The following is a 20,488-nucleotide window of genomic DNA, read 5'->3' as shown; positions in this document are numbered from 1 at the left end:
CGTTACATTCGCTGAATGATTCGAAGCTTCAAGCACAAGGGATTGGCGAAGTTTTTCGACTCGGGCAGTACTGCGGGGATTCAGGCGGTGCACGCAAAAAGGCTTCGACTCATTCTGGGCCGACTCCATGCAGCGTCACAGCCCGCAGATATGGACCTGCCCGGCCTGCGGCTACACGAACTCACGGGCGCACGTGCCGGAATCTGGTCCGTCGCTGTCAGTGACAACTGGAGAGTGACGTTCCGCTTCAAGGATGGAGATGCCGAAATCGTCGATTACGAGGATTACCACTGAGGTGGCGCCGATGTTGATGTACAACCCCCCCCATCCAGGTGAAGTATTGCGCGAGCTTTGCCTCGATCCCCTTGGGCTGTCCGTGACCGAAGCGGCAGAAGCCCTGGGCGTAAGCCGAAAAACCCTGAGCGCCGTACTTAACGGCAAAGCTGGGATCAGCCCTGAAATGGCCATCCGCCTTTCCATCGCGTTCGACACCTCGGCGGAAAGCTGGCTGAACCAGCAGTCTCAATATGAGCTCTGGCATGCGGAGCAGCATCGGAAAGACCTCAAGGTAAAGAGGCTCGTAGCCGCATAAATCCCGCTCTTCTCCCTGGCCCAATGGCCGTACCCATGCAGGGCATGCCCCCGATGCAACCCATGGTCATCCCGGAAACCGCAAAGCGGTAATCCGGGATCTCGGCCGGCGGGGTAGGCGTTAGCGTCAGCAATCTCGATTCTCCGCTTCGCTCCTGCCGAGATGACGTTTTGGCCGCGGAAAAATAAATCTGTCCCCGTTTCGATTGTCGTCCCCGTTTCGATTGTCCCCGTTTCGATGAGAAAATAAATCTGTCCCCGGTTTTCGGTCCCCGGTTTTCGCCTTCTATGCATTGCTCCGCGGTCGCCTTACTCGATTCCCGCCAGGCGCCCTCAGCGGCCATTTTCAACGACTAAATGGGTACTTTAACGCAGTGAAGAAGCCTTCAGGTAACGTTAATCGTATGCAATCCAGATGGTTGCCGTGGTTCGACCCCGTCATGAATCTGTCCCGCCGGCCCTAGGTGTCCCCCAGAGAACCGATCAAATCAAGAATGCTTTGACCGACCCAAGGCTTCTCGAAGTTGCTTCTCAGCAGCCACCCACGTCTTGCGGAGCTCTTTCGAAATTTCGTCGTCTACCGCTAAGTCATGCGACATGCAATTTTCCGATTTATCTATTCTCGACAATAACAGCGAAACACGATCCTCGACTGAACCCACGCCCAGACGCTCAGCAGCTTGATCGAGTGCCTCCCCTACCTTCTCGTCAAAGGGAAGAAAGACCTCATATACCCAGACCCCCATAACAACGCCAGCTTCAAGGCGGGCCTCCTTGTACTCCTCCCACTCTCTTCGAGCCTCAGCGGCTCTCCTTAGGTACACGTCCGCTGCCGCTATCACCGTCTTCTCTCGCTCCGAAAGCCCATCTTCAAATTCTATTACTACTTTTTGAAGCTCCGCGGACCTAACCTCTTTACTAAGTTCCGCGCAGGCTCTCCAAAGCCGGTGACTACATTTCAGAAGACTCCTGGCAGCATGAAATTGCTCCTTTCCTGCAAGTTCACGTTTCCATGTCCAAAGCCCGATCCACGCCGCAACAGTCGTAAGCCCCGCTGACAGAGCCAACACCAGATCCCTCCCCACAGGCACCCATACAGATATGATCTCACTCATCGACTTACCTCAACTGTGAATCGTGGGGGGGCGGACCTTGCCATTATCCTCCCCCTCGATACGGGAGCAAAAGGCAAGGTCTGACCCTGAACCCCTTTTACTCCCTGGCCCGCACGCACCATCCACATATTCACTTCACCCATCATGCCCCCTGTTCAACATCTTGATCCGGTTCAGTATGGCAGCCTCTCCGTCGTCGCCTTACACGATCTCCGCCAGGCGCCCCCGGCGGCCGATTTCAGCGTCGAAATGGGCGCTTTAAGGCGTTGAACAAGCCTTCAGGGGACGTTACTCGTCTGCACTACAGATGGTTACCGTGGTCCGACCCCATCAATTGGCGCTGGCGGCCGATTTCAGCGTCGAAATGGGCGCTTTAAGGCGTTGAACAAGCCTTCAGGGGACGTTAATCGTCTGCAATACAGATGGTTACCGTGGTTCGACCCCGTTATGCTGGGGCTGCGACTGAGGACCGCGTAAGTGGGACAGCAGTGAGCGCAAGGGCAAAAGGCAAGGTCTGACCCCAAAGCCCCGTCCTGTTCCTGCTGGTGCCCGGCCTTTGAGCGTTCATCCTGGCCGCTCGGGCCGTCCTTCTCCTTAAGAATCATCGAATCTCCTGAGTTGAGTCGTACAGTCTCGACAGTGCGTTACCGTGGTCCGACCCCGTCATGGCCTTCGGGAAAAATAAATCTGTCCCCTTTTTTTGTTTTTCCTCGACCTTGCCTTTTGCCTCTCCCTTGATGCGGGGTCAAAAGGCAAGGTCTGACCCCCGAGTTTCTCAGCTTAGCCAGATTGTCAGCTTCTTGGCTTGCATTCTTTTCGTGCCTAGCCGCTTCGCGCAACTTGCTACCTATCGTGGAAGAATTGTTTGATCGACTGGCGGCTTCGGATGCCTTTTGAGCCTTTCCAGTATAGTCGGCCAACTTCTTCTGAAGTTTCGCTTTGTCAGCAGATAGCTTCGCCAGCTCTTCGCGGTTCCGCTGGAGCGCGTTTCGGTAGGTATCGATCAAAGGCATGTGAGCCCCCAGAGGCTTCTTCTACTGCTCAAGGTTTGCAGCACGCGCGCCCTTGGATCGGAGCCGAAGGCGCAATAGAAAGGGCGTCGGCGCGCCTGCGCTGGTTAGGCCTTGTACGGTTTGCGTTACCGTGGTCCGACCCCGTTGTCTCAGCCCATCATTTCCTTTTCCGTGGTCCGACCCCGTCATCGGCGTTTTGTCAGTCTATCTGCGCAGACGGGATCACGCAGAGCTGCCCGGAGATAAGGCTTACCTGACACTCCTCATCGTCTCGCGACGTTCAGGACCGCCCCTGCTTCACCCCGGTCGCATACGCCTCCATGAAATGGTCGCTGACCAAGCGCCAGCGGGCCGTGCCGGGAAGAAGTCGCAACAGTTTCGGCAGCAAGAGCACCGCTCCACCGGCGAGCACGGCCATGACGGCGCCTCGCAGGGGCCATGACGACGCCATCAGATCGGCCGACTCAAGCCAGGCGAACCCGCCCCATACCAGCAGCAGTGTGAGGACTACCAGCACTGCCTGGCGCCAGCCGACATCCTTGAAGACGCACCACCAAGACGGGTCCTTGCGGATGCCGCCGCTGCGCTCGATGTACACGTTGCGCCCGGTGTGTCGGAAATTGAGCGCCATTGGCGGCACCCGGGGCACCAAGTCCGCGCCGTTGACGATCCGGAAATGGGGGTAGGGCGACGCGCTCTCCAAGTGCTTGGCCTGGTCGGCTCCGAACACCCTGGGGGAGCCGAAGGTGTAGACGGCCGCGAGCTGGTCACGGTCGGGAAACACGTCGCGGTGGAGGTAGAACGCGGCAAGCTGTGCCAGCGCACCGCCGAGGCTGTGTCCAGTGACCACGAGGCGGTCCTGTGCGTCGACCTCGCTGGCGATGATCTCCGTGACCCCCTCCGAGCCGACGCGCGTCACCAGGGCGCCGTCCGCCTCGTCTGGCAGGTCCGGTTCCCACCAGGAGCCCCAGACGCCCTGAAGGGCGGTCAGGAAGCCACCGTGGACCCGCCACTTATTGCGGTAGTCGGAGGTGCGCTTGAGGAACGTGACATCGGCGATGATGTCCTGGTAATCCGCTTCGGTGCCCCGCCACGCCAACACCCAGCGGCGGCCGCGCTCCTCCGGGGTTGGACTGCAGCGCGCCAGATAAGCGTTGGTGCCGCCGTCGCGGAAGATGACGACCCGGTCGTAACCGGCGGCCGTGAGGGTTGTGGCGATCTCCCGGTGGCCCTTGTAAACGAGAGCGGAGTGGGCGGCCATGCAGCTAGCCAGGTCAGTGTCGTAATCGCCGAACTCGGCGGGGTCGGGGAATGGCAGGTGTTGGATGTCCATATCGGTGTCAGCTCCTGTGATCTCGTGTCCGTTGAGAAGGTGCGCGCAGACATCAGACGCGTGGCGCCAGAGGATCAGACCAGCCTTCTCGCGGAATGCAATCAGGCGAGACCTGCCAGCTAGGGAGCAAGAAGCAAGGTCTGACCCCAAAGCCCCAGCCTTCAGGGGGCGTTAATCGTCTGCAATACAGATGGCTACCGTGGTCCGTCCCCGTTATGCAGTCTCGATTCTCCGCTTCGCTCCGGCCGGGATGACGTTCTGGCCGCGGAAAAATAAATCTGTCCCCGTTTTCCGCGCAGTCTCGACAGTGCGTTACCGTGGTCCGACCCCGTCATGGCCTTCGGGAAAAATAAATCTGTCCCCGTTTTTCAGTTAGCTGCCTATCTTGGCGTGTGATACAACATGACAGCGATACTTACCGCCCTATTTCTGTCACCATTTAGGTGAAATGAGTAGTTTAGCCAGGTCTCATCAATCTGATCTTTATACTCGATGTAATTTTGGTGCTCACTGATGACGTGCTTTGCGGTTTCAAGGGCGGACGTAAAATCTTTATTTGGTACAAACATAATCACTGCAGCTTTAGAGTCTCTCCACGTCAAATATCCGAGTAGCTGGGTGATTGTATCTAAGAAATTCTTTTGTCCTCGCCAAAATTTGCACTCCGCAATAAACACGTTTTTACCTTCGTAACGCAGAAGGATGTCAGTTTTCCCTGTTTTATTAAATGTTTCACCTGTAGCAGACCCCTCAAAATTGGGCTCAAGCATCATAAGAAAGTGATCCCTTAAATGCTCTTCTTCTTTTCCCGCGTAGAGGCTCGGGAGACGTTCAAACTCTTTTCCAACATCATGAATTAGTCGAAGTATGTCTGTATATGCCGATTGGTCAAGGCTTGGCTCAGGCTTGTAGCCAGTCTCAGCTACAGCAGGGCGACTGAAAGTGACTTTCTTCCGCTTTTGCGGTGTGGGAACAGAAAATGTTGGAGAAACATTGCCAGCCTTTTTAATAGGCACACCTAAAGAAGCCAGCACATTACTTTTTGCCAGGATTCTCTGCTTTCTCGCTTCAAACGCTTGCTTAATTTGTGAATGCAAGCCTGAGTTATAACGCTCTACTTCTGAGGAAACGTTCCCAAGTTGCTGCATAATGCTTCGCATGTTTGAATCTTTATCTCGGCCTATGCTTTCGGCATTATCACTAAAATTTATTATTTCAAATGAAAATTCGTTACCTGAAATCTCCACATCCATCGACCATAAGACTCGTGTACTAGGAACGCATCTAAGCAGGTCTGGGTTGCCGCTAAACGGAATGTGGAACTTAATAACGTCTTTCTTATAGCTTTTTCCTGAGCAAACATGGAACGATTGAGGAAAATACTCAGCTGGAATCATTTGCTCCGATGACGAAGCATAAATCTGGTCTACATGAATCTCTAAAGGGTCAACCAGCGCCTCATCTACCTTGTACCTTACATAGTCGGATTCATTCACATTAAGAAGGTAGTCATCCTGTTCATTTTCGATGGAATGAATTACTGAGGATTTTCTCCCCTCCAAGTAATCTCCCAAGTCTTTTTCAGCGAAAATTGCTATTTTTCCGTAGCCGCGCCTCATATTCTCTCCGTTCCTTTTACAGCTAACAGTGATTGGATAGTGCGCGCGGATATCGGATGAACGTGCGCGCGTGTTTAATTGGATATTGAGTCGGGCGCGTGGGATCAGGAAGCGGCCGTGAATCAATCAGATGTGTCGCGGGGGCGGTTTTGAGCACCGTGTTATCTCCCGCTGCTGTCGATGAGGTTTGGGAACATGGCCGGGCGATGGACTCTTGATGCTGTGGGTGGTTTGTCATATCAGGCGCCAGTGGTCGTTGTCTGTTGTGGCCTGGCCTAGGATTTGTAGGGCGGCGAGGACCTGGGTGATCGACTTGGTTGGTTTCCGCTTGAAGTGGCTGGCCAGAGCTTCCGGGGTCTGGGGGACGATCGCGAGGAGGCGGCAATCGACTTCGACCCGGTCGGGCATGGATTTGGGCTAGATGGGCTTTTTTGCAGGTTCGATTGGGGGTCTCGGCGGCGGCCTCGGGCTTGGCTTCCAGTGTCGCGGTGGTCTGGGTGGCTTCGAGGGCCTGGTAGTCGGGGCGGAGCCAACGGATGTGGCCCTGGGCTTCTTCGGCGGCGCGTTCGGCGTTGAGCGCGACGAGGCGGCTGAGGAGTTCTTCTTCGGCTTCGGCCTGGTCGGCGGGTTTGTCCGGCAGCGGGGTGGTGGCGCCGGGGCGGCCGACGAGGCGGTCGGCGAGGTCGTTCCAGCCGTAGGCGTCGAAGACGGCGCGGTCGAGGTCGTCGTGCAGTTCGCGCAGCAGGGAGACGAGGTCGGGTTCGGTGGATGACACCGATTTCAGGCCGTGCCGGTCGCTTGGGTGACGCGGAGTGTTCGAGGGCATCAGGCGGGTGGATTTCTGCGCCGTCATTGCCGGGTGCCCTCCAGCAGGAGCTGGTTGGGCGCGGGTTCGCGGAGGAATTCGGCACGGAACTCGCGGCGCGCGCGGATACGGTGGTTGGTGCACTCGACCATTTGCGCTTCGGAGTCCCAGCTGTCGCAGCCTTCCGGGACGTCATACTGGGCGATGAACGCGCGTTCAAAGGCGCGTTCCCTTTGGGCCTCCGCAGCTTCACGCTGACGGATTGCTTCTTCCCGCCGTTGTTGTCGCTCGAGGCGTTCCTGTTGGCCGCGCAGGCCTTCCAGAGCCGGTTTCACGAGCTGCTCGGTCGCTTCGGACTGGACCACTCCTAGCCGCTCGAGCAGGTTGTTCACGGCCCGGATCTGCATGTGGTAGTGCAACAGGTAGGCTAGGGCAAGGATGAGCGCGAGGATCAGGACGACCATAAGCAGTTGCTTGGTGCTCCGGTCCATCGTTGGCTCGTCCGAGTGACGCGGTTGTCGTCCCCGTTTACGACGGGGCGGCCCGTCACGGTCGTAATCTCGGTCTGATAGCCCCATCCGTGCAGCTCTCTCGTTGTTTATCCAGTTGTTCGTGAGCTCCTTCGGGGAGACCATACCAATATTGAGCGAATGGCGCGTGTACGCAGGGGTAGCCGCGATTACTGGAGCAGGGCGGAGTTCGCTAGGATGCTGGGTAGTGAAGGCGTTCATACCAAGGGATGCGGGTGACGAGGGAGAGCGCAGGGACTGGTGGGGCGGCTATGCCGTTGTCTCCGAACGGGTTACATCTGCAACAGACAAGGAGCGTTGTAGTGCGCGCTAGCAGGCAGAGTTTTAGGCGGGGGCAGGGAACGTCGGGATGCTGATCTACACGGCTGACAAGCGCCGGTTCATCGAGCATGTGCGCGGCAACGAGATCGAGGATCGCATTCTGGCAAGGATGCTGGGTAGCGGGAAGGGCAAACCCTCGCCCAACGAGATCACGTCGTGGCGCAACTCCATGCAGTACATGGAAAACGTGCTCAGCGCGTCCAGGATCCCGGATGATGCGGGCGTGGCGATCGAATACATGATCCCGCAGACCTCGAAGCGGGTGGACTTCATCCTGACCGGGCGCAACAGCGACGGGCATGACACTGCAGTGATCGTCGAGCTAAAGCAGTGGGAGCATGTGGAGGCGACCGAGAAGGATGCGATTGTGCGTACCTTCGTCGGTGGCCGAGAACGCGAAGTCACCCATCCGTCCTACCAGGCGTGGTCCTATGCAGCGCTTCTGGAGGACTACAATGAAACCGTTCAGACCGACAACATCGGTTTGCATCCCTGCGCCTACCTGCACAACAGCATGTCGCCTGCGATCGGGGATGAGCGGTATCACGAGCACCTGGAACGCGCGCCGGCCTTCTTGAAGGCGGATACCGAAAAGCTCGCCCGGTTCCTGAGCCAGCATGTGCGTGAGGGGGATGCCAACGACATCCTCTATCGGGTCGAGCACGGCCGCATCCGTCCGTCGAAGTCGTTGGCGGACCATCTGGCCTCGTTGCTGCAGGGCAATGCCGAGTTTCTGATGATCGATGACCAGAAGCTGGTTTTCGAGAGCGCGCTCAACCTTTCCGCGATCGCCGAAGAGCACGGCAAACAGGTGTTCATCGTGCAGGGCGGGCCAGGAACCGGAAAGTCGGTCGTGGCGGTGAACCTGTTAGGGGAGTTAACCCGGCAGGGCAAGGTGGCCCAGTACGTGACGCGTAATGCAGCCCCCAGGGCGGTATACGAGGCTCGACTGACCGGCACGATGAAGAAGACTCGGATCAGCAACCTGTTCCGAGGTTCCGGTTCCTATCACGAGACGGAGGCGGACACGTTCGACACCCTGATCGTGGACGAGGCCCACCGCCTGAACGAGAAGTCCGGCATGTATCAGAACCTGGGGGAGAACCAGGCCAAGGAGATCATCCGGGCCGCGCGTACGGCCGTGTTCTTCCTGGACGAGGAGCAGCGGATCCACTGGAAGGATATCGGCTCGCGCGAGGAGATCGAACGGTGGGCTAAGGCCGCCGGGGCGACTATCCACTACGCCGAGTTGCGCTCGCAGTTTCGCTGCGCTGGTTCTGACGGCTACCTGGCCTGGCTGGATCAGGCGCTGCAGATCCGGGAGACCGCGAACGAGAACCTGGACGACTTGGATTACTCGGTCGAGGTGGTTGGGTCGCCCACCGAGCTGCGTGATCGCATCTTCGCGCTGAACGTGGAGGCCAATCGGGCGCGGCTGCTGGCCGGCTACTGCTGGGACTGGGATAGCAAGAAGGACGCGGAGGCGATGGATATCCGGTTCGCGGAGCACAACTTCGCGATGCAGTGGAACCTGGACAAGGACGGTTCCGCCTGGATGATCCAGCCGGAGTCGGTGCACCAGATTGGCTGTATCCATACCAGCCAGGGGCTGGAGCTGGATTATGTGGGCGTGATCATCGGGCCGGACCTGATCGTACGCGATGGCGAAGTGATCACGGTTCCGGAGGCGCGTTCAAAGAACGATGCCTCGATCAAGGGTTACAAGAAGGCGCTGAAGGAAAACCCGGACCACGCGCGCAAGAAGGCCGACCAGATCATCAAGAACACCTACCGCACGCTGATGAGCCGCGGGATGAAGGGGTGCTTGATCTGGTCGGCGGACCCGGAGACCAATGAATACTTCAGCGCGCTTGTGCATCGACACGTTGGAGAGCCTGATGTGGCGGATAGCGACAGCGTCGATGCGGATACGCTGCCGTTTCCGAAACTCGCATTGGAGGAGGTCGAGCCTTTCGCGAATGCGCTGCCGGTGGTTTCGTTCAAGGCGGCTGCGGGCGGCTTCAGCGAACTGCAAAACGTTGAACAGAACCCGGAGGCCTTCGATTGGGTGACACCGCCCGACTTCATCGCACCAAAGCCAGGCATGTTTATCGCCCAAGTGGTCGGTGAATCGATGAACCGCCGGATTCCGGATGGGGCGTGGTGCCTGTTCGCTCCGCCTGGGGGCGGTACCCGAGAGGGCAAGATCGTACTGGTGCAGCATCGCGACATCGATGATCCGGACACCGGCGCCAGTTTCACCATCAAGCGGTACCACAGCGAGAAAACCATCGACCCGGATACGGAGTGGCGCCACGCACGGATCATCCTCAAGCCGGAGTCCAGTCTTCCGGGGTATCAGCCGATTGTGCTGGAAGAGGATGCGCTGTCCGATCTCGTGGTCGTGGGCGAGTACGTCGGTCAGCTCGATAGCTGAGGGACTTCGCCCAGGCTGCTGATTTTGCCGTGCGGTCGCCTCAGCCGTGTTGGTGTCTTACGGTGACGGGTGTTAAAGCTCCGAGTACTTGCGGGCGTTGCCGTGCGCCTTTTCCACGGGATACTTCCGCGCGTTCATATCCAACTTGTCGCTGGCAGCTTGCACGAGATCGATATCGAGCTTGCGCGCCAGGAGTAGCAGATAGATCTGCACATCGGCGATCTCTTGCCGAACCGACTCGTATGCCTCGCCAGACAACTCCCGCGACTGCTCCTGAGTCAACCACTGGAAGTGCTCAATCAGTTCACCAACTTCGCCGGAGAGCGCCATCGACAGGTTCTTGGGCGAGTGGAACTGGGCCCAGTCGCGCTCCTCGACGAACATCTCTACCCGGGAAGCCAGTTCTTCTAGGGTCTTTGTGCCGTTCGATTCTGCGTTCATCTTCGCTCCTCAGACTGTTGGTCTTGGTCCGGGCATCCTAACGGATTCACTCCCCTGTTGATTCACGGCTGTGCGGTGCCGTTTATACCCGGCTCTACGCTGCGCCGCGGCCGGGATAACGATGAGGTGGGGCACAAATTGTGGGAGCCTGCTTGCAGGCGAAGCCCCTGCCTGTGCCCGGGTTTGGCTGGAGCTTCGCCTGCAAGCAGGCTCCCACAGGGGAAGGCATGGCGCGGAGTTGCCCCTGGGAAAGCTGGAAGGCGATGCGTTGCGATGGGCTTTGACAGGGGGCGGGGAGGCGGTACAATACGCCGCTCGAAGACGACAGGCGCGTAGCTCAGCTGGTTAGAGCACTACCTTGACATGGTAGGGGTCGTTGGTTCGAGTCCAATCGCGCCTACCAAATTTAAAAAGCGAGTCCGGGTCCGCCCGGCTCGCTTTTTTTGTTTCTGGGCACCGGAATGGACAGGCACCGGGTGGAACGGCACGCTGTGCCTGGCGTGCTAGGGGGGCTTTGTTTGCGGCTGGCGATTGATGCGTGATCTCTACAGGGGCTTTGGGGTTGTGGCGGTGCTGCTTCTGGTGGTGCTGGCGGGCGGCTGTGCGCCGTTGCAGCCGGCGCCGGACCGCGTCCCCGTGGCCCAGGAGCCGCCTGCAAGCCAGGGGCCTTTGGCCGAATGGCTGGGCGAACTGGCGCCGGCCCGCGAGGACGGCAAGACCGGGTTCCGCTTGTTGGATGACGGGACGGAGGCCTTTCGCTGGCGGGTGATGAGCGTGCGAATGGCGCGCGAGCGGATTCAGGTGCAGTCCTATATCTGGCGTGACGATGTGGCCGGGCGTGTGTTGATGGGGGAGTTGCTGGGGGCAGCCGATCGCGGGGTACAGGTATCGCTACTGCTGGATGATATCGACGCCCGCGGGCGGGACGCGTTGCTGGCAGCGGTGGATCAGCACGCGAATATCGAGGTGCGCATCTTTAACCCGTTCCGAACGCGTGCTGGGCTGCTGCGGGCGAGTGCGGAGTTTGTTCTTCGCGGCAGCGACTTGAACCATCGGATGCACAACAAGGCGTGGGTGGTGGATGGGCACCTGGCGATCACCGGGGGGCGCAATGTGGGGGATGAGTACTTCGAAGCGAGCCCGGACTACAACTTTGCGGATCTCGACCTTGTGTTAGTGGGGCCGTTGGTCGCGGAGGTGGAGCACTCGTTTGTGGAGTTCTGGAATAGCCCGGGTGCGCTGCACGTGGCCCGCGTGGCACGGGAGTCGGGTTCGCCCGAGCAGCTCGCCCGGCAGCATGGTGAATTACGCGCTTGGGTGGCGCGGCATCACACCCACCCTCTGATGCAGATGGAACCCCTGAACGGTCAGCCTGTGCCCCAGCCGGTTACGGATTCGGCCGCGTATGTGTGGACGGACGCGGCGGAGTTCGTGGTCGACGATGAGGCCAAGGCGCGCGGACGTGGGACCGGCTCGCGGGTCGCGGATGCCCTGGGTGAGCGCATTGAAGGCGTGCGCGAGGAGTTGCTGATTGTGTCGCCGTACTTTGTGCCGGGACGCGATGGGGCGGCGCAGCTCTCGCGGATGAGTGAAGGCGGTGTCCGGGTTCAGGTGTTGACGAACTCGTTGGCGGCAAACGATGTGGCGTTTACCCATGCGGGCTATGCGAGCCGACGGCATGCGCTGCTGGAGGCGGGGGTGGAGCTGTTCGAGTTGCGCCCGACCGGGCCGCCGCGTTGGGCGCGCCTGGAACGGGACCCGCCCAGGGGGCCTGTGCAGGCGAGCCTGCACACCAAGCTGCTGGTGTTTGATGGGGAGGAGGCCTTTGTCGGGTCGTTCAATCTGGATCCGCGCTCGGCACATACCAATAGCGAGTCCGGTGTGTTCCTGCGCGATCCGGTGCTGGTCGAGCGGCTGGTGGCTCTGCATCAACAGGGGATTCGGCCGCAGGTGGCTTTTCGCGTGAGCCACGATGAGATGGGCTGGCTGGAGTGGCGGGACGCTGACGGTAACGTGTACCGCTACGAGCCGAAGGCCAGTTTGTGGCGGCGCTTTGTTGCGGGCGTGACGCGGATTTTGCCGGTGGAGCCGTTGCTGTAAGGCGGGGCTAATTCAAGGTCAAGGGCGGGTTTTGACCACGAAGGGCACGAAGAGACGAAGGAGGGCAGGCGGGGCCAGCTCAAGGGCAATTCACAGGGAGGTAGGGAAGGGGGTTGATGGGATTGGCCCAAAGGTAATGGCACGAGGACGTGCGCAGGTAAGGTCAAGGTCAAGGGCGGGTTGTTGACCACGAAGGGCACGAAGAGGCGAAGGAGGGCAGGCGGGGCCAGGTCAAGGGCGGTTCACGGGGAGGCAGGGAGAGCGGGAAGGGGCGGATGCGGTGAGTGGATTGGCGTGGGGTGGGGGTCTCCTGTAAACAGGGGGTTGGTTTAACGGTTGAGGGTTGGGTATGACGCGAAAGATGGTGTTTCTGACCGGCATGGTTGGGCTGATGGCATTTTCCGGTTCGGTTGTAGCCGGGGATGAGGCGGCGATTGAGCAGCTGCTGAAGGCCAAGGAGTCGGCCTGGTCGGCTGCGGATGGCGCCGGTTGGGCACGCGACTACCAGGAAGATTCCGTGGTGGTGAATCTGGCAGGAAGCCGCTTGGAGGGGCGCGACGAGAATGCGCAGCGGCATGATTCGGTGTTTGCGGGTCCTTTTGCAGGTACGGAACTGGATCTTTCGGTAGAGCACATCGAAATGCTGGGTGACGACCGCGCGTTGGCGGTGGCCAAGCTGGCGGTCTCGAACATCGAGTCGATGCCCGAGGGGTTGCCGGATGGGGGTGACGGCATCCTGCATACCCGTATGAGTTTCCTTCTGGAGCAGGACGCGGATGCCGGCTGGCAGATTCGCTTTGCCCAGAACACGGCTGTTTCGCCGTACTGAATCCAGCACAAGGAGGTAGTGGATGAACTGCAGGGAATGCGGTCAGGATAATCCGGACGATGCCCGGTACTGCCAGCACTGTGGTAGCCGGATGGATGCGGGTGAGGCCCGCTCGGTCCCACAGGAGGAAGTCGGGGCGTCCGGCCCGCCAGAGGATCGCAATGCCTATGGTGGCTTCTGGGTGCGCGCGGGAGCGTACCTGCTGGATGCGGTGATTATCGGTGTGCCACAAGTACTCGCTCAGCTGGTCATTAGCCCGGAGACCATGGTGCCACGCGAGCCGGGTGACCCAATGCCGCCGGCGGAGCTGGCCTGGTTTTTGGTGAATGTGGTGGTGGGCTGGTTGTACTGGGCCGGCATGCATAGCTCGCAGTATCAGGCGACGCTGGGCAAGCTGGTGTTCGGGCTGCGGGTCGTCGACTACCACGGTGAGCGGATCTCGTTCATGCGCGCAACGGGGCGCCACTTCGCCACCATCCTTTCGGCCATCATCCTGATGATCGGGTACATCATGGTGGCCTTTACCCGGCGCCGGCAGGCCCTGCATGACCTGATCGCGCAGACGGTAGTGGTGCGCAAGGAGTGGCTGCGCTGAGCGCGCGGTTGCCCGCTCGGGGGCGACGCCAGCGCTTCGGGTAGAATCGCCCGCCATGAGCGAGGCGGGGCATACAGTAGAGGCGTTTGATGTAGTGGTGGTCGGCGGCGGCGCGGCAGGACTGATGTGCGCGTTGACTGCCGGGGCCCGTGGGCGTCGGGTACTGGTGCTGGAGCATGCCAACCGGGTCGGCAAGAAGATCCTGATGTCCGGCGGTGGGCGCTGCAATTTCACCAACATGTACTGCGAGCCGGAGAACTTCATCTCCGCGAATCCGCATTTCGTAAAATCGGCGCTTAGCCGCTACACCCAGTGGGACTTCATCGCCCTGGTGGAGAAACACGGGATCCCCTACCACGAGAAGAAGCTCGGCCAGCTGTTTTGCGATGGCTCATCCAAGGACATCGTGCGCATGCTGCTGGACGAGTGTGCGGCGGCCGGGGTGACGGTGCGCACGGATACGGCGGTGACGCAGGTGGAGCCGGGTGCGCCGCACCGATTGATGGCGGGTTCGCAGCCGGTGAGCTGCGAGTCGCTGGTAATCGCCACGGGTGGCTATTCCATCCCGCGTATGGGGGCCACCGGCTTTGGGCTGGACCTTGCGCGTTCGCAGAACATCCCGGTACGACCGACGCGCCCGGCGCTGGTGCCATTCACCCTCAGCGGGCGGCCCCTGGAGGAACTGGAGGGCCTGTCGGGCGTTTCGCTCGACACCATGACCCGTGCCGGTGGGGCCGGGTTTCGCGAGAACATCCTGTTTACGCATCGCGGGCTCAGCGGTCCGGCGGTGCTGCAGGCCTCGTCCTACTGGGAGGAGGGGCAGCCGGTGGAGATCGACCTGTTCCCGGAGCTGGACCTGGCGGCGCACCTGCGGGAGCTGCGCGAACAACGTCCGAAGGTGGAGCTCAAGAGTGTGCTGGGGGAGCAGCTGACGCGCCGGGTGGCGCAGCGCTGGTGCGAGCTATGGGTGGGGAATCGCCCGCTGGATCAATTGAGCAATGCCGATATTGATCAGGTCGTGGCCGCCTGCCAGCCGTGGACGGTCTGGCCCGCGGGTACCGAGGGCTATCGCACGGCGGAAGTGACGCTGGGCGGGGTGGATACCGATGCCCTCTCGTCGAAGACGATGGAATGTCGCAGCGCGCCGGGGTTGTATTTCATTGGCGAGGTGGTGGATGTGACCGGGCATCTGGGGGGCCACAACTTCCAGTGGGCCTGGGCCTCGGGGCACGCGGCGGGCGAATACGTTTAAGTCCAATCAAGTGCTGGTAAGTCCGATCAAGCGCTGGCGCAAAGGCCTTTCGTGCATTTCCGGAAACTGTGTTGGGGTTCTGTCTGTCAGGTTGGAAGAACCTGCGGAGGGTGACTACTCTCCGAAGGCAGTCCCACGCAGAAATGCAAGGAGCCCGTATGAAGATTGATCAGTTGGTAGAAACGGCCGAAGCGATGGTGGCACCCGGAAAGGGGATCATCGCGATCGATGAATCCACCGGGACGATTGCCAAGCGCCTGGGAGCGGTCGGTGTCGAGAACAGCGAGGAGAATCGCCGTACCTACCGCGAGCTGCTTCTGACGACGCCGGGGCTCAATGAATATATCTCCGGCGCGATCCTGTACGACGAGACCATCCGCCAGTCCACTCGCGACGGCAAGCCGTTCGTGGATGTGATGAACGAAGCCGGCATTCTGCCGGGCATCAAGGTGGATACCGGTGCGAAGGATCTGGCCGGATTCCCTGGTGAAAAGGTGACCGAAGGCCTGGATGGCCTGCGCGAACGGCTCGAGGAATACGCCAAGATGGGTGCACGCTTCGCCAAGTGGCGCGCGGTCATCACAATTGGCGAAACCATGCCCACCGATACCTGCATCGAGGCGAACGCCCATGCCCTGGCGCGCTACGCCGCGCTTTGTCAGGAGCAGGGGATCGTGCCGATGGTGGAGCCGGAAGTTCTGATGGATGGCAGCCACGATATCGAGACCTGCTATGGCGTGACCGAGGCCACGCAGCGGGCGCTATTCCGCGCCTTGTACGAACACCACGTGTTGTTGGAGGGCACCATCCTGAAGGCCAGCATGGTGCTCCCTGGCAAGGATTGCCCCGAAAGGGCCAGCGTCGAGGATGTGGCGCACGCCACGTTGCGCTGCCTGGAATCCGCGGTGCCGGCGATCCTGCCGGGGATCGTGTTCCTGTCCGGTGGTCAGAGCGATGCCGATGCCACGAACCACCTGGATGCGATGAACCGCATTGGGGGTACCCCGTGGCCGCTGTCGTTCTCCTATGGCCGTGGTATGCAGCAGGCCGCGATGGAGCTCTGGGGCAAGGACATGGCCAACAACTTCGAGAAGGCGCAGCAGACCGTGTACGAACGTGCGCGCGACAACGGGTTGGCGGCCCAGGGCAAATACGCCGCCTGATGCTCACGAATTGCATCGTCTGTTGATCTGGATCAAGAACGAGCGGGTCGGCCGTTACTAGCCTGAGGGCGTCGGATTCGACCCGTGGTCTGGCAAGGGATGCACGAGCCCCCAACGTGCGTGCCAGACCCTCGTATTCGACGGTGTATGTCGCGTCTTGGCCTGCTATCTCCGGATAGCAGGCTTTTTTGTGCCCGCTTCGCGGGGAAATGTGAAGCCTTTCCCAAATTTCTGGAAAATTGTGAACAGGCGATAAATCGGTACGATCTCGCGCGAAACCCGTGCATTGAGCGCGAAATCGCGGGTTTGGCCTGCCGTTTTCCGTGATGGGGTATGGAACATTCCTGGATGGAGAGCGTCGTGATGCAGGTAGGAGGTGCGCTTCTCGTGCCTGGAAAATATTCAAACCACCAAGGAGATCCATAATGAGCCTGACGCGCAGAGAGTTTCTGGAAGCCATGGTTGCGGCCAGTGCCGCCGGCTTTTCCATGAATGCCTGGGCCGGTGAAAAAGGGTCCTGGCGCCCGGCCGAGTCGGATATGTATGACCTGCCGAAGTTTGGCAACGTTTCTCTGCTGCACTACACGGACTGCCACGCGCAGCTGAAACCGGTGCACTTCCGCGAGCCGGATGTGAATATCGGTGTGGGCGACATGCAGGGCAAGCCGCCGGTACTGGCGGGCGAGAAGATGCTCGAGTACTTCGACATCGAGCCGGGCACGCCGCTCGCGCACGCCGTGACGCACCTGGACTTCAAGTACGCCGCCGAGAAGTATGGCCGGCTGGGTGGGTTCTCGCACCTGTCCACCCTGGTCCAGAAGCTGCGCGCCGAACGTCCGAACTCCTTGCTGCTGGATGGCGGTGATACCTGGCAGGGTTCCGCGACCTCGTTGTGGACCAATGGCCAGGACATGGTCGATGCCCAGAAGCTGCTGGGTGTGGACATCATGGTCGGCCACTGGGAGTTCACCTTCGGTGACGAGCGGGTGATGGAGATCATCGAGAATGACTTCAAGCCCAACAACATCGACTTCCTGGCGCAAAACGTCGAGGACCGTGACTGGGGTGACCCGGTATTCGATCCCTATACCATCCGCGAGATGAACGGCGTGCCGGTCGCGGTGATCGGGCAGGCGTTCCCGTATACCTCCGTGGCCAACCCGGATTACATGTTCCCGGACTGGTCCTTCGGCATCCGCGACGAACACATGCAGCGCATGATCGACGAATGCCGCGAGAAGGGCGCCAAGGTGGTGGCGATCCTGTCGCACAACGGCATGGTCACGGATATGGAAATGGCCCGCCGCCTGCGCGACGTCGACATCATCATGGGCGGTCACACGCACGATGCGGTGCCGGGTGCCATGGAGATCGAGAATGCCGGTGGCGAGAAGACCCTGGTGACCAACGCGGGCTCCAACGGCAAGTTCTTGGGTGTGATGGACCTGGACGTCACCGACAGCGGTATTCGCGATTACAAGTTCACGCTGCTGCCGGTATTCTCCAACCTGCTGGAAGCGGATGCGGAGATGGAAGAACACATCCGCAAGGTGCGTGAGCCGTACGAAGACAAGCTGAACGAAGAGCTGGCTGTGACTGAAGGTGTGCTGTACCGCCGCGGCAACTTCAACGGCACCTTCGACGAGGTGATCATGGACGCCATGATCAAGGAGATGGACGCCGAGGTGGCGCTTTCTCCGGGCTTCCGCTGGGGTATTAGCGTGCTGCCGGGGGCGCCGATCACCTTTGAGGAGCTGATGACGCAGACGGCCACGACCTACTCGGAGACCCAGCGTAACGAGATGAGTGGTGAACAGCTGAAGAATGCGCTGGAGGATGTGGCCAACTCGATCTTCAACGCCAATCCTTACCACCACCGCGGTGGAGACATGGTGCGGACCTCCGGAATCGAGTACACCATCGATCCGCACGAGTCGATGGGGAGCCGCATCAGCGACATGCACATCAACGGCGAACCGGTGGATCCGGACAAGTCGTACGTGGTGGCCGGCTGGGCCAATGTGCATGAGCCGCTGGATACCGATCCGGTGTGGGATGTCGTAGCCAGCTACTTGCGTGAGCACGACACGATCAGCCCCGGCAAGCCGTATCTGCCGAAGCTGAAGAACGTGGAAGGCGATCCCGGTATGGCGCGCTCCAGCTAAGCGATCCAGCCGGCTTGGCCCGCGCACGCGGGCCGGGTACTCTCGCAGCCGCCGTACACTTCGAGGAGTGTGCGGCGGTTTTTTATTGGCGGGTAGTGCCTGTCACAGGGGATACGGAATGCAGGGAATCGGGGCGGACTTTGCGGGGTTGCTGTTGTACTGCCGCGCGGGATTCGAGGCGGATCTGACGGCGGAGCTGACCGAGCGGGCCGCCCGTGCCGGTTTAGGCGGTTATGCACGAGTGCAGGCTGGCGCGGGACACGTGTTCTTTGAACCGGCGGGCTGTAGTTTGAAGGAGCTGATTCGGGCCTTGCCGCTGACAGAGCTGATCTTTGCCCGGCAGGTGTTCCCGGCGCTACCGGTCCTGGCGGATCTGGACCGGGCGGATCGCCTGACGCCCATCATTGAACAGGCTGTCGCGGCCGGGTGGCGCGTGGATTCGGTTTGGCACGAAACGCCGGATACCAACGAAGGTAAAGGTCTGCGGCGTCTGATCAAGGCCGTGGAACGCCCTCTGGCAGCGGTGCTGCGCAAGCGTGGGGTGCTGTGTTCGGATGCCGGGGGGCAGCGGCTGCATGTGTTCTGGCAGGCCGGTGATCGGGTGCAACTGGGATTCAGTCGTCCGGGCCGGCGCAGTGAGTGGCCCGGCGGGGTACTTCATCTGCGCTCGCCGCGCGAGGCCCCCAGCCGTTCCACGCTGAAGCTCGAGGAGGCCTGGCACACCTTCATCCCCTGGGACGAATGGGATACACGCCTGGCACAGGGGATGCAGGCGGTGGACCTGGGTGCCGCTCCCGGTGGTTGGACCTGGCAGCTGGTGCATCGGGGGATGTACGTGCACGCGGTCGACAATGGCCCGATGGATGCACGTTTAATGGCCACCACCCAGGTAGAGCATCACCGTGAAGATGCCTTTTCGTGGGTTCCGCCAAAGTCGGTGACCTGGCTGGTCTGCGACATCGTGGACAAGCCAGCCAAGGTCGCCGCGCGTATGGCGGACTGGCTGGAGGCGGGCTGGTGCCGGGAGGTCATCTTCAATTTGAAGCTGCCGATGAAACAGCGCTGGCAGACCGTGTACGACTGCCTCGACCACATCGAGGAGCGCCTGCTGGACGAGCGGGTGCGGTTCCGGCTGAGGGCGCGGCAGCTCTATCACGACCGCGAGGAGATCACGGCCCACGTGAAGCTGGACTGAGCCCGGGGCTATTCGCCCTGGACGGTGACGGTCAGGCGACGGGTGTGGGCGGCGTAGCGGTGCTCCCAGAGGAACAGGCCTTGCCAGGTGCCCAGAATCAGGCGCCCCTGTCCGACCGGGATGGTCAGGTCGTTGTGGGTCAGCATGGCGCGGGCGTGGGCGGCCATGTCGTCGTCGCCTTCCATGTCGTGGCGGTATTCGGGGTCGCCGTCCGGGGCCATGCGGGCGATCAGAGTTTCGAGATCGTGGCGCACGTCGGGATCGGCATTCTCGGTGACGAGTAGGGACGCGCTGGTGTGATGCTGGAACACGTGGCAGGTACCGGTGGTGATACCGGAGGCGCGTACGATGTGCTCCACCGCTTCGGTGATGTTGATCGTGCCGCGACCCTGAGTCCGTTGGGTGAGGGTGTCCTGGTAGACGGCCATTCGTTACCTCGAATCCAAACAAAAAAGCGCCCGTAGGCGCTTGATTGGTCGATCTAAATTGGTGGAGGCGGCGGGAATCGAACCCGCGTCCGCAGGACCTCCGCCTTCGGCTCTACATGCTTATTCTGTCTTTTAATTTAACCAGCGACTACCCGACAGGCAGGGAATGTAACTGGCGATCCCGGTTGAGTTTTAATGGATCCACGCCGGGCGCGCTTCACCACGAGCTTATGAGAGTCGACGCCCGATACTGGACGCATAAGCACGGCTCCAGTCGGACGGCATCTACCGGTTTTTAAGCGGCGAGTGCGTAGTTGTCGTCGTTGGCAACTATTTTTTTGCAGTGATTTTTACGAGGTTCACCACATCCTCGGCATGCACCTAAGGTTTCGCGACCCACGTCGAAGCCAAGTCGCCCCCCAAGTACTTTCATAGACATGGTAACGCATCGCGAGTTCCCGGGCCATGTGGTTCTTCGGCGGGGCGAAGGCCAAGGGCGGGGTTACCACGAAGCACACGAAGGCACGAAGGAGGGCCAGGTCAAGAGCGGTCCACA

General features: G+C 60.4%; 16 protein-coding genes, 1 tRNA gene, 1 other RNA gene and 1 pseudogene. 11 read left to right on the top strand and 8 right to left on the bottom strand.

The genetic code is table 11. The features are described from left to right. The first annotated feature begins 15 nt into the window (after positions 1 to 15). Together D002_RS13315 and D002_RS0103245 are read left to right on the top strand one after the other, a co-directional pair. Positions 16 to 294 carry a type II toxin-antitoxin system RelE/ParE family toxin gene (locus D002_RS13315; RefSeq protein WP_081610807.1) on the top strand — a complete coding sequence of 93 codons (279 nt, stop codon included), beginning with the start codon at positions 16 to 18 and terminating at the stop codon, positions 292 to 294. A gap of 10 nt (positions 295 to 304) precedes the next feature. Further along, the gene (locus tag D002_RS0103245) at positions 305 to 592 is read left to right on the top strand and encodes a HigA family addiction module antitoxin (RefSeq protein ID WP_026181483.1); all 288 of its coding nucleotides are present in this window, start codon (positions 305 to 307) and stop codon (positions 590 to 592) included. Positions 593 to 1,079: 487 nt separating this feature from the next. Here the strand turns inward: D002_RS0103245 and D002_RS13690 are convergent, their stop codons facing one another. The 5 genes and pseudogenes from D002_RS13690 to D002_RS0103225 all read right to left on the bottom strand — a co-directional run bounded on the left by D002_RS13690 (position 1,080) and on the right by D002_RS0103225 (position 6,967). Continuing rightward, complete coding sequence (locus D002_RS13690; RefSeq protein ID WP_018874765.1) at positions 1,080 to 1,706, bottom strand: hypothetical protein; 627 nt, start codon at positions 1,704 to 1,706, stop codon at positions 1,080 to 1,082. A 1,293-nt stretch (positions 1,707 to 2,999) separates the two neighbouring features. After that, positions 3,000 to 4,052, bottom strand: coding sequence for a lipase family protein (locus D002_RS0103235; protein WP_018140477.1), 1,053 nt, complete (start codon positions 4,050 to 4,052; stop codon positions 3,000 to 3,002). Between the two features lie 380 nt (positions 4,053 to 4,432). After that, positions 4,433 to 5,671, bottom strand: a complete 1,239-nt coding sequence (locus D002_RS13305) for a hypothetical protein (protein ID WP_081610805.1) — start codon at positions 5,669 to 5,671, stop codon at positions 4,433 to 4,435. Between the two features lie 234 nt (positions 5,672 to 5,905). Continuing rightward, positions 5,906 to 6,434 (bottom strand): annotated as a pseudogene (locus D002_RS13300) (class I SAM-dependent DNA methyltransferase); the annotation flags it as partial. Between the two features lie 86 nt (positions 6,435 to 6,520). Further along, positions 6,521 to 6,967: a hypothetical protein gene (locus D002_RS0103225; protein ID WP_018140474.1), complete on the bottom strand. Its 447-nt coding sequence runs from the start codon at positions 6,965 to 6,967 to the stop codon at positions 6,521 to 6,523. Positions 6,968 to 7,355: 388 nt separating this feature from the next. Here D002_RS0103225 and D002_RS0103220 point away from each other — a divergent pair, with 388 nt between their 5' ends. After that, a complete protein-coding gene (locus D002_RS0103220; protein WP_018140473.1) occupies positions 7,356 to 9,764 on the top strand; it encodes a DNA/RNA helicase domain-containing protein in 2,409 nt (802 codons plus the stop codon). A 72-nt stretch (positions 9,765 to 9,836) separates the two neighbouring features. Here the strand turns inward: D002_RS0103220 and D002_RS0103215 are convergent, their stop codons facing one another. After that, on the bottom strand, positions 9,837 to 10,205 hold the full coding sequence (locus D002_RS0103215; RefSeq protein WP_018140472.1) for a nucleotide pyrophosphohydrolase: 369 nt from the start codon (positions 10,203 to 10,205) through the stop codon (positions 9,837 to 9,839). A gap of 326 nt (positions 10,206 to 10,531) precedes the next feature. Between D002_RS0103215 and D002_RS0103210 the strand changes: the two genes are divergently transcribed. The 8 genes from D002_RS0103210 (at position 10,532) to rlmM (ending at position 19,504) form a co-directional block, all read left to right on the top strand. Continuing rightward, a tRNA-Val gene (locus tag D002_RS0103210) sits at positions 10,532 to 10,608 on the top strand. A 131-nt stretch (positions 10,609 to 10,739) separates the two neighbouring features. Next, entirely contained in the window at positions 10,740 to 12,305 is a 1,566-nt protein-coding gene (locus tag D002_RS0103205; protein ID WP_018140471.1) for a phospholipase D family protein, read from the top strand. A gap of 349 nt (positions 12,306 to 12,654) precedes the next feature. Next, positions 12,655 to 13,134: an SgcJ/EcaC family oxidoreductase gene (locus tag D002_RS0103200; protein ID WP_018140470.1), complete on the top strand. Its 480-nt coding sequence runs from the start codon at positions 12,655 to 12,657 to the stop codon at positions 13,132 to 13,134. Positions 13,135 to 13,156: 22 nt separating this feature from the next. Next, a complete protein-coding gene (locus D002_RS0103195; RefSeq protein WP_018140469.1) occupies positions 13,157 to 13,729 on the top strand; it encodes an RDD family protein in 573 nt (190 codons plus the stop codon). A gap of 55 nt (positions 13,730 to 13,784) precedes the next feature. Continuing rightward, complete coding sequence (locus D002_RS0103190; protein WP_026181481.1) at positions 13,785 to 14,981, top strand: NAD(P)/FAD-dependent oxidoreductase; 1,197 nt, start codon at positions 13,785 to 13,787, stop codon at positions 14,979 to 14,981. Between the two features lie 158 nt (positions 14,982 to 15,139). Next, positions 15,140 to 16,144, top strand: a complete 1,005-nt coding sequence (locus D002_RS0103185) for a class I fructose-bisphosphate aldolase (protein WP_018140467.1) — start codon at positions 15,140 to 15,142, stop codon at positions 16,142 to 16,144. Positions 16,145 to 16,569: 425 nt separating this feature from the next. Continuing rightward, entirely contained in the window at positions 16,570 to 18,309 is a 1,740-nt protein-coding gene (soxB, locus tag D002_RS0103180; protein ID WP_018140466.1) for a thiosulfohydrolase SoxB, read from the top strand. 118 nt (positions 18,310 to 18,427) lie between these two features. After that, the gene (gene rlmM, locus D002_RS0103175; protein WP_018140465.1) at positions 18,428 to 19,504 is read left to right on the top strand and encodes a 23S rRNA (cytidine(2498)-2'-O)-methyltransferase RlmM; all 1,077 of its coding nucleotides are present in this window, start codon (positions 18,428 to 18,430) and stop codon (positions 19,502 to 19,504) included. Positions 19,505 to 19,512: 8 nt separating this feature from the next. On the opposite strand, the gene D002_RS0103170 is transcribed toward rlmM, so the two are convergent. Next, complete coding sequence (locus D002_RS0103170; protein ID WP_018140464.1) at positions 19,513 to 19,932, bottom strand: secondary thiamine-phosphate synthase enzyme YjbQ; 420 nt, start codon at positions 19,930 to 19,932, stop codon at positions 19,513 to 19,515. Positions 19,933 to 19,991: 59 nt separating this feature from the next. Next, positions 19,992 to 20,352: a transfer-messenger RNA gene (gene ssrA, locus D002_RS13295) on the bottom strand. Positions 20,353 to 20,488 lie beyond the last annotated feature (136 nt).

Origin of the sequence: Thioalkalivibrio sp. ALJ7 (assembly GCF_000376865.1) — a bacterium.
GTDB lineage: Bacteria > Pseudomonadota > Gammaproteobacteria > Ectothiorhodospirales > Ectothiorhodospiraceae > Thioalkalivibrio.
This window is presented reverse-complemented; position numbering and strand designations above follow the sequence as displayed.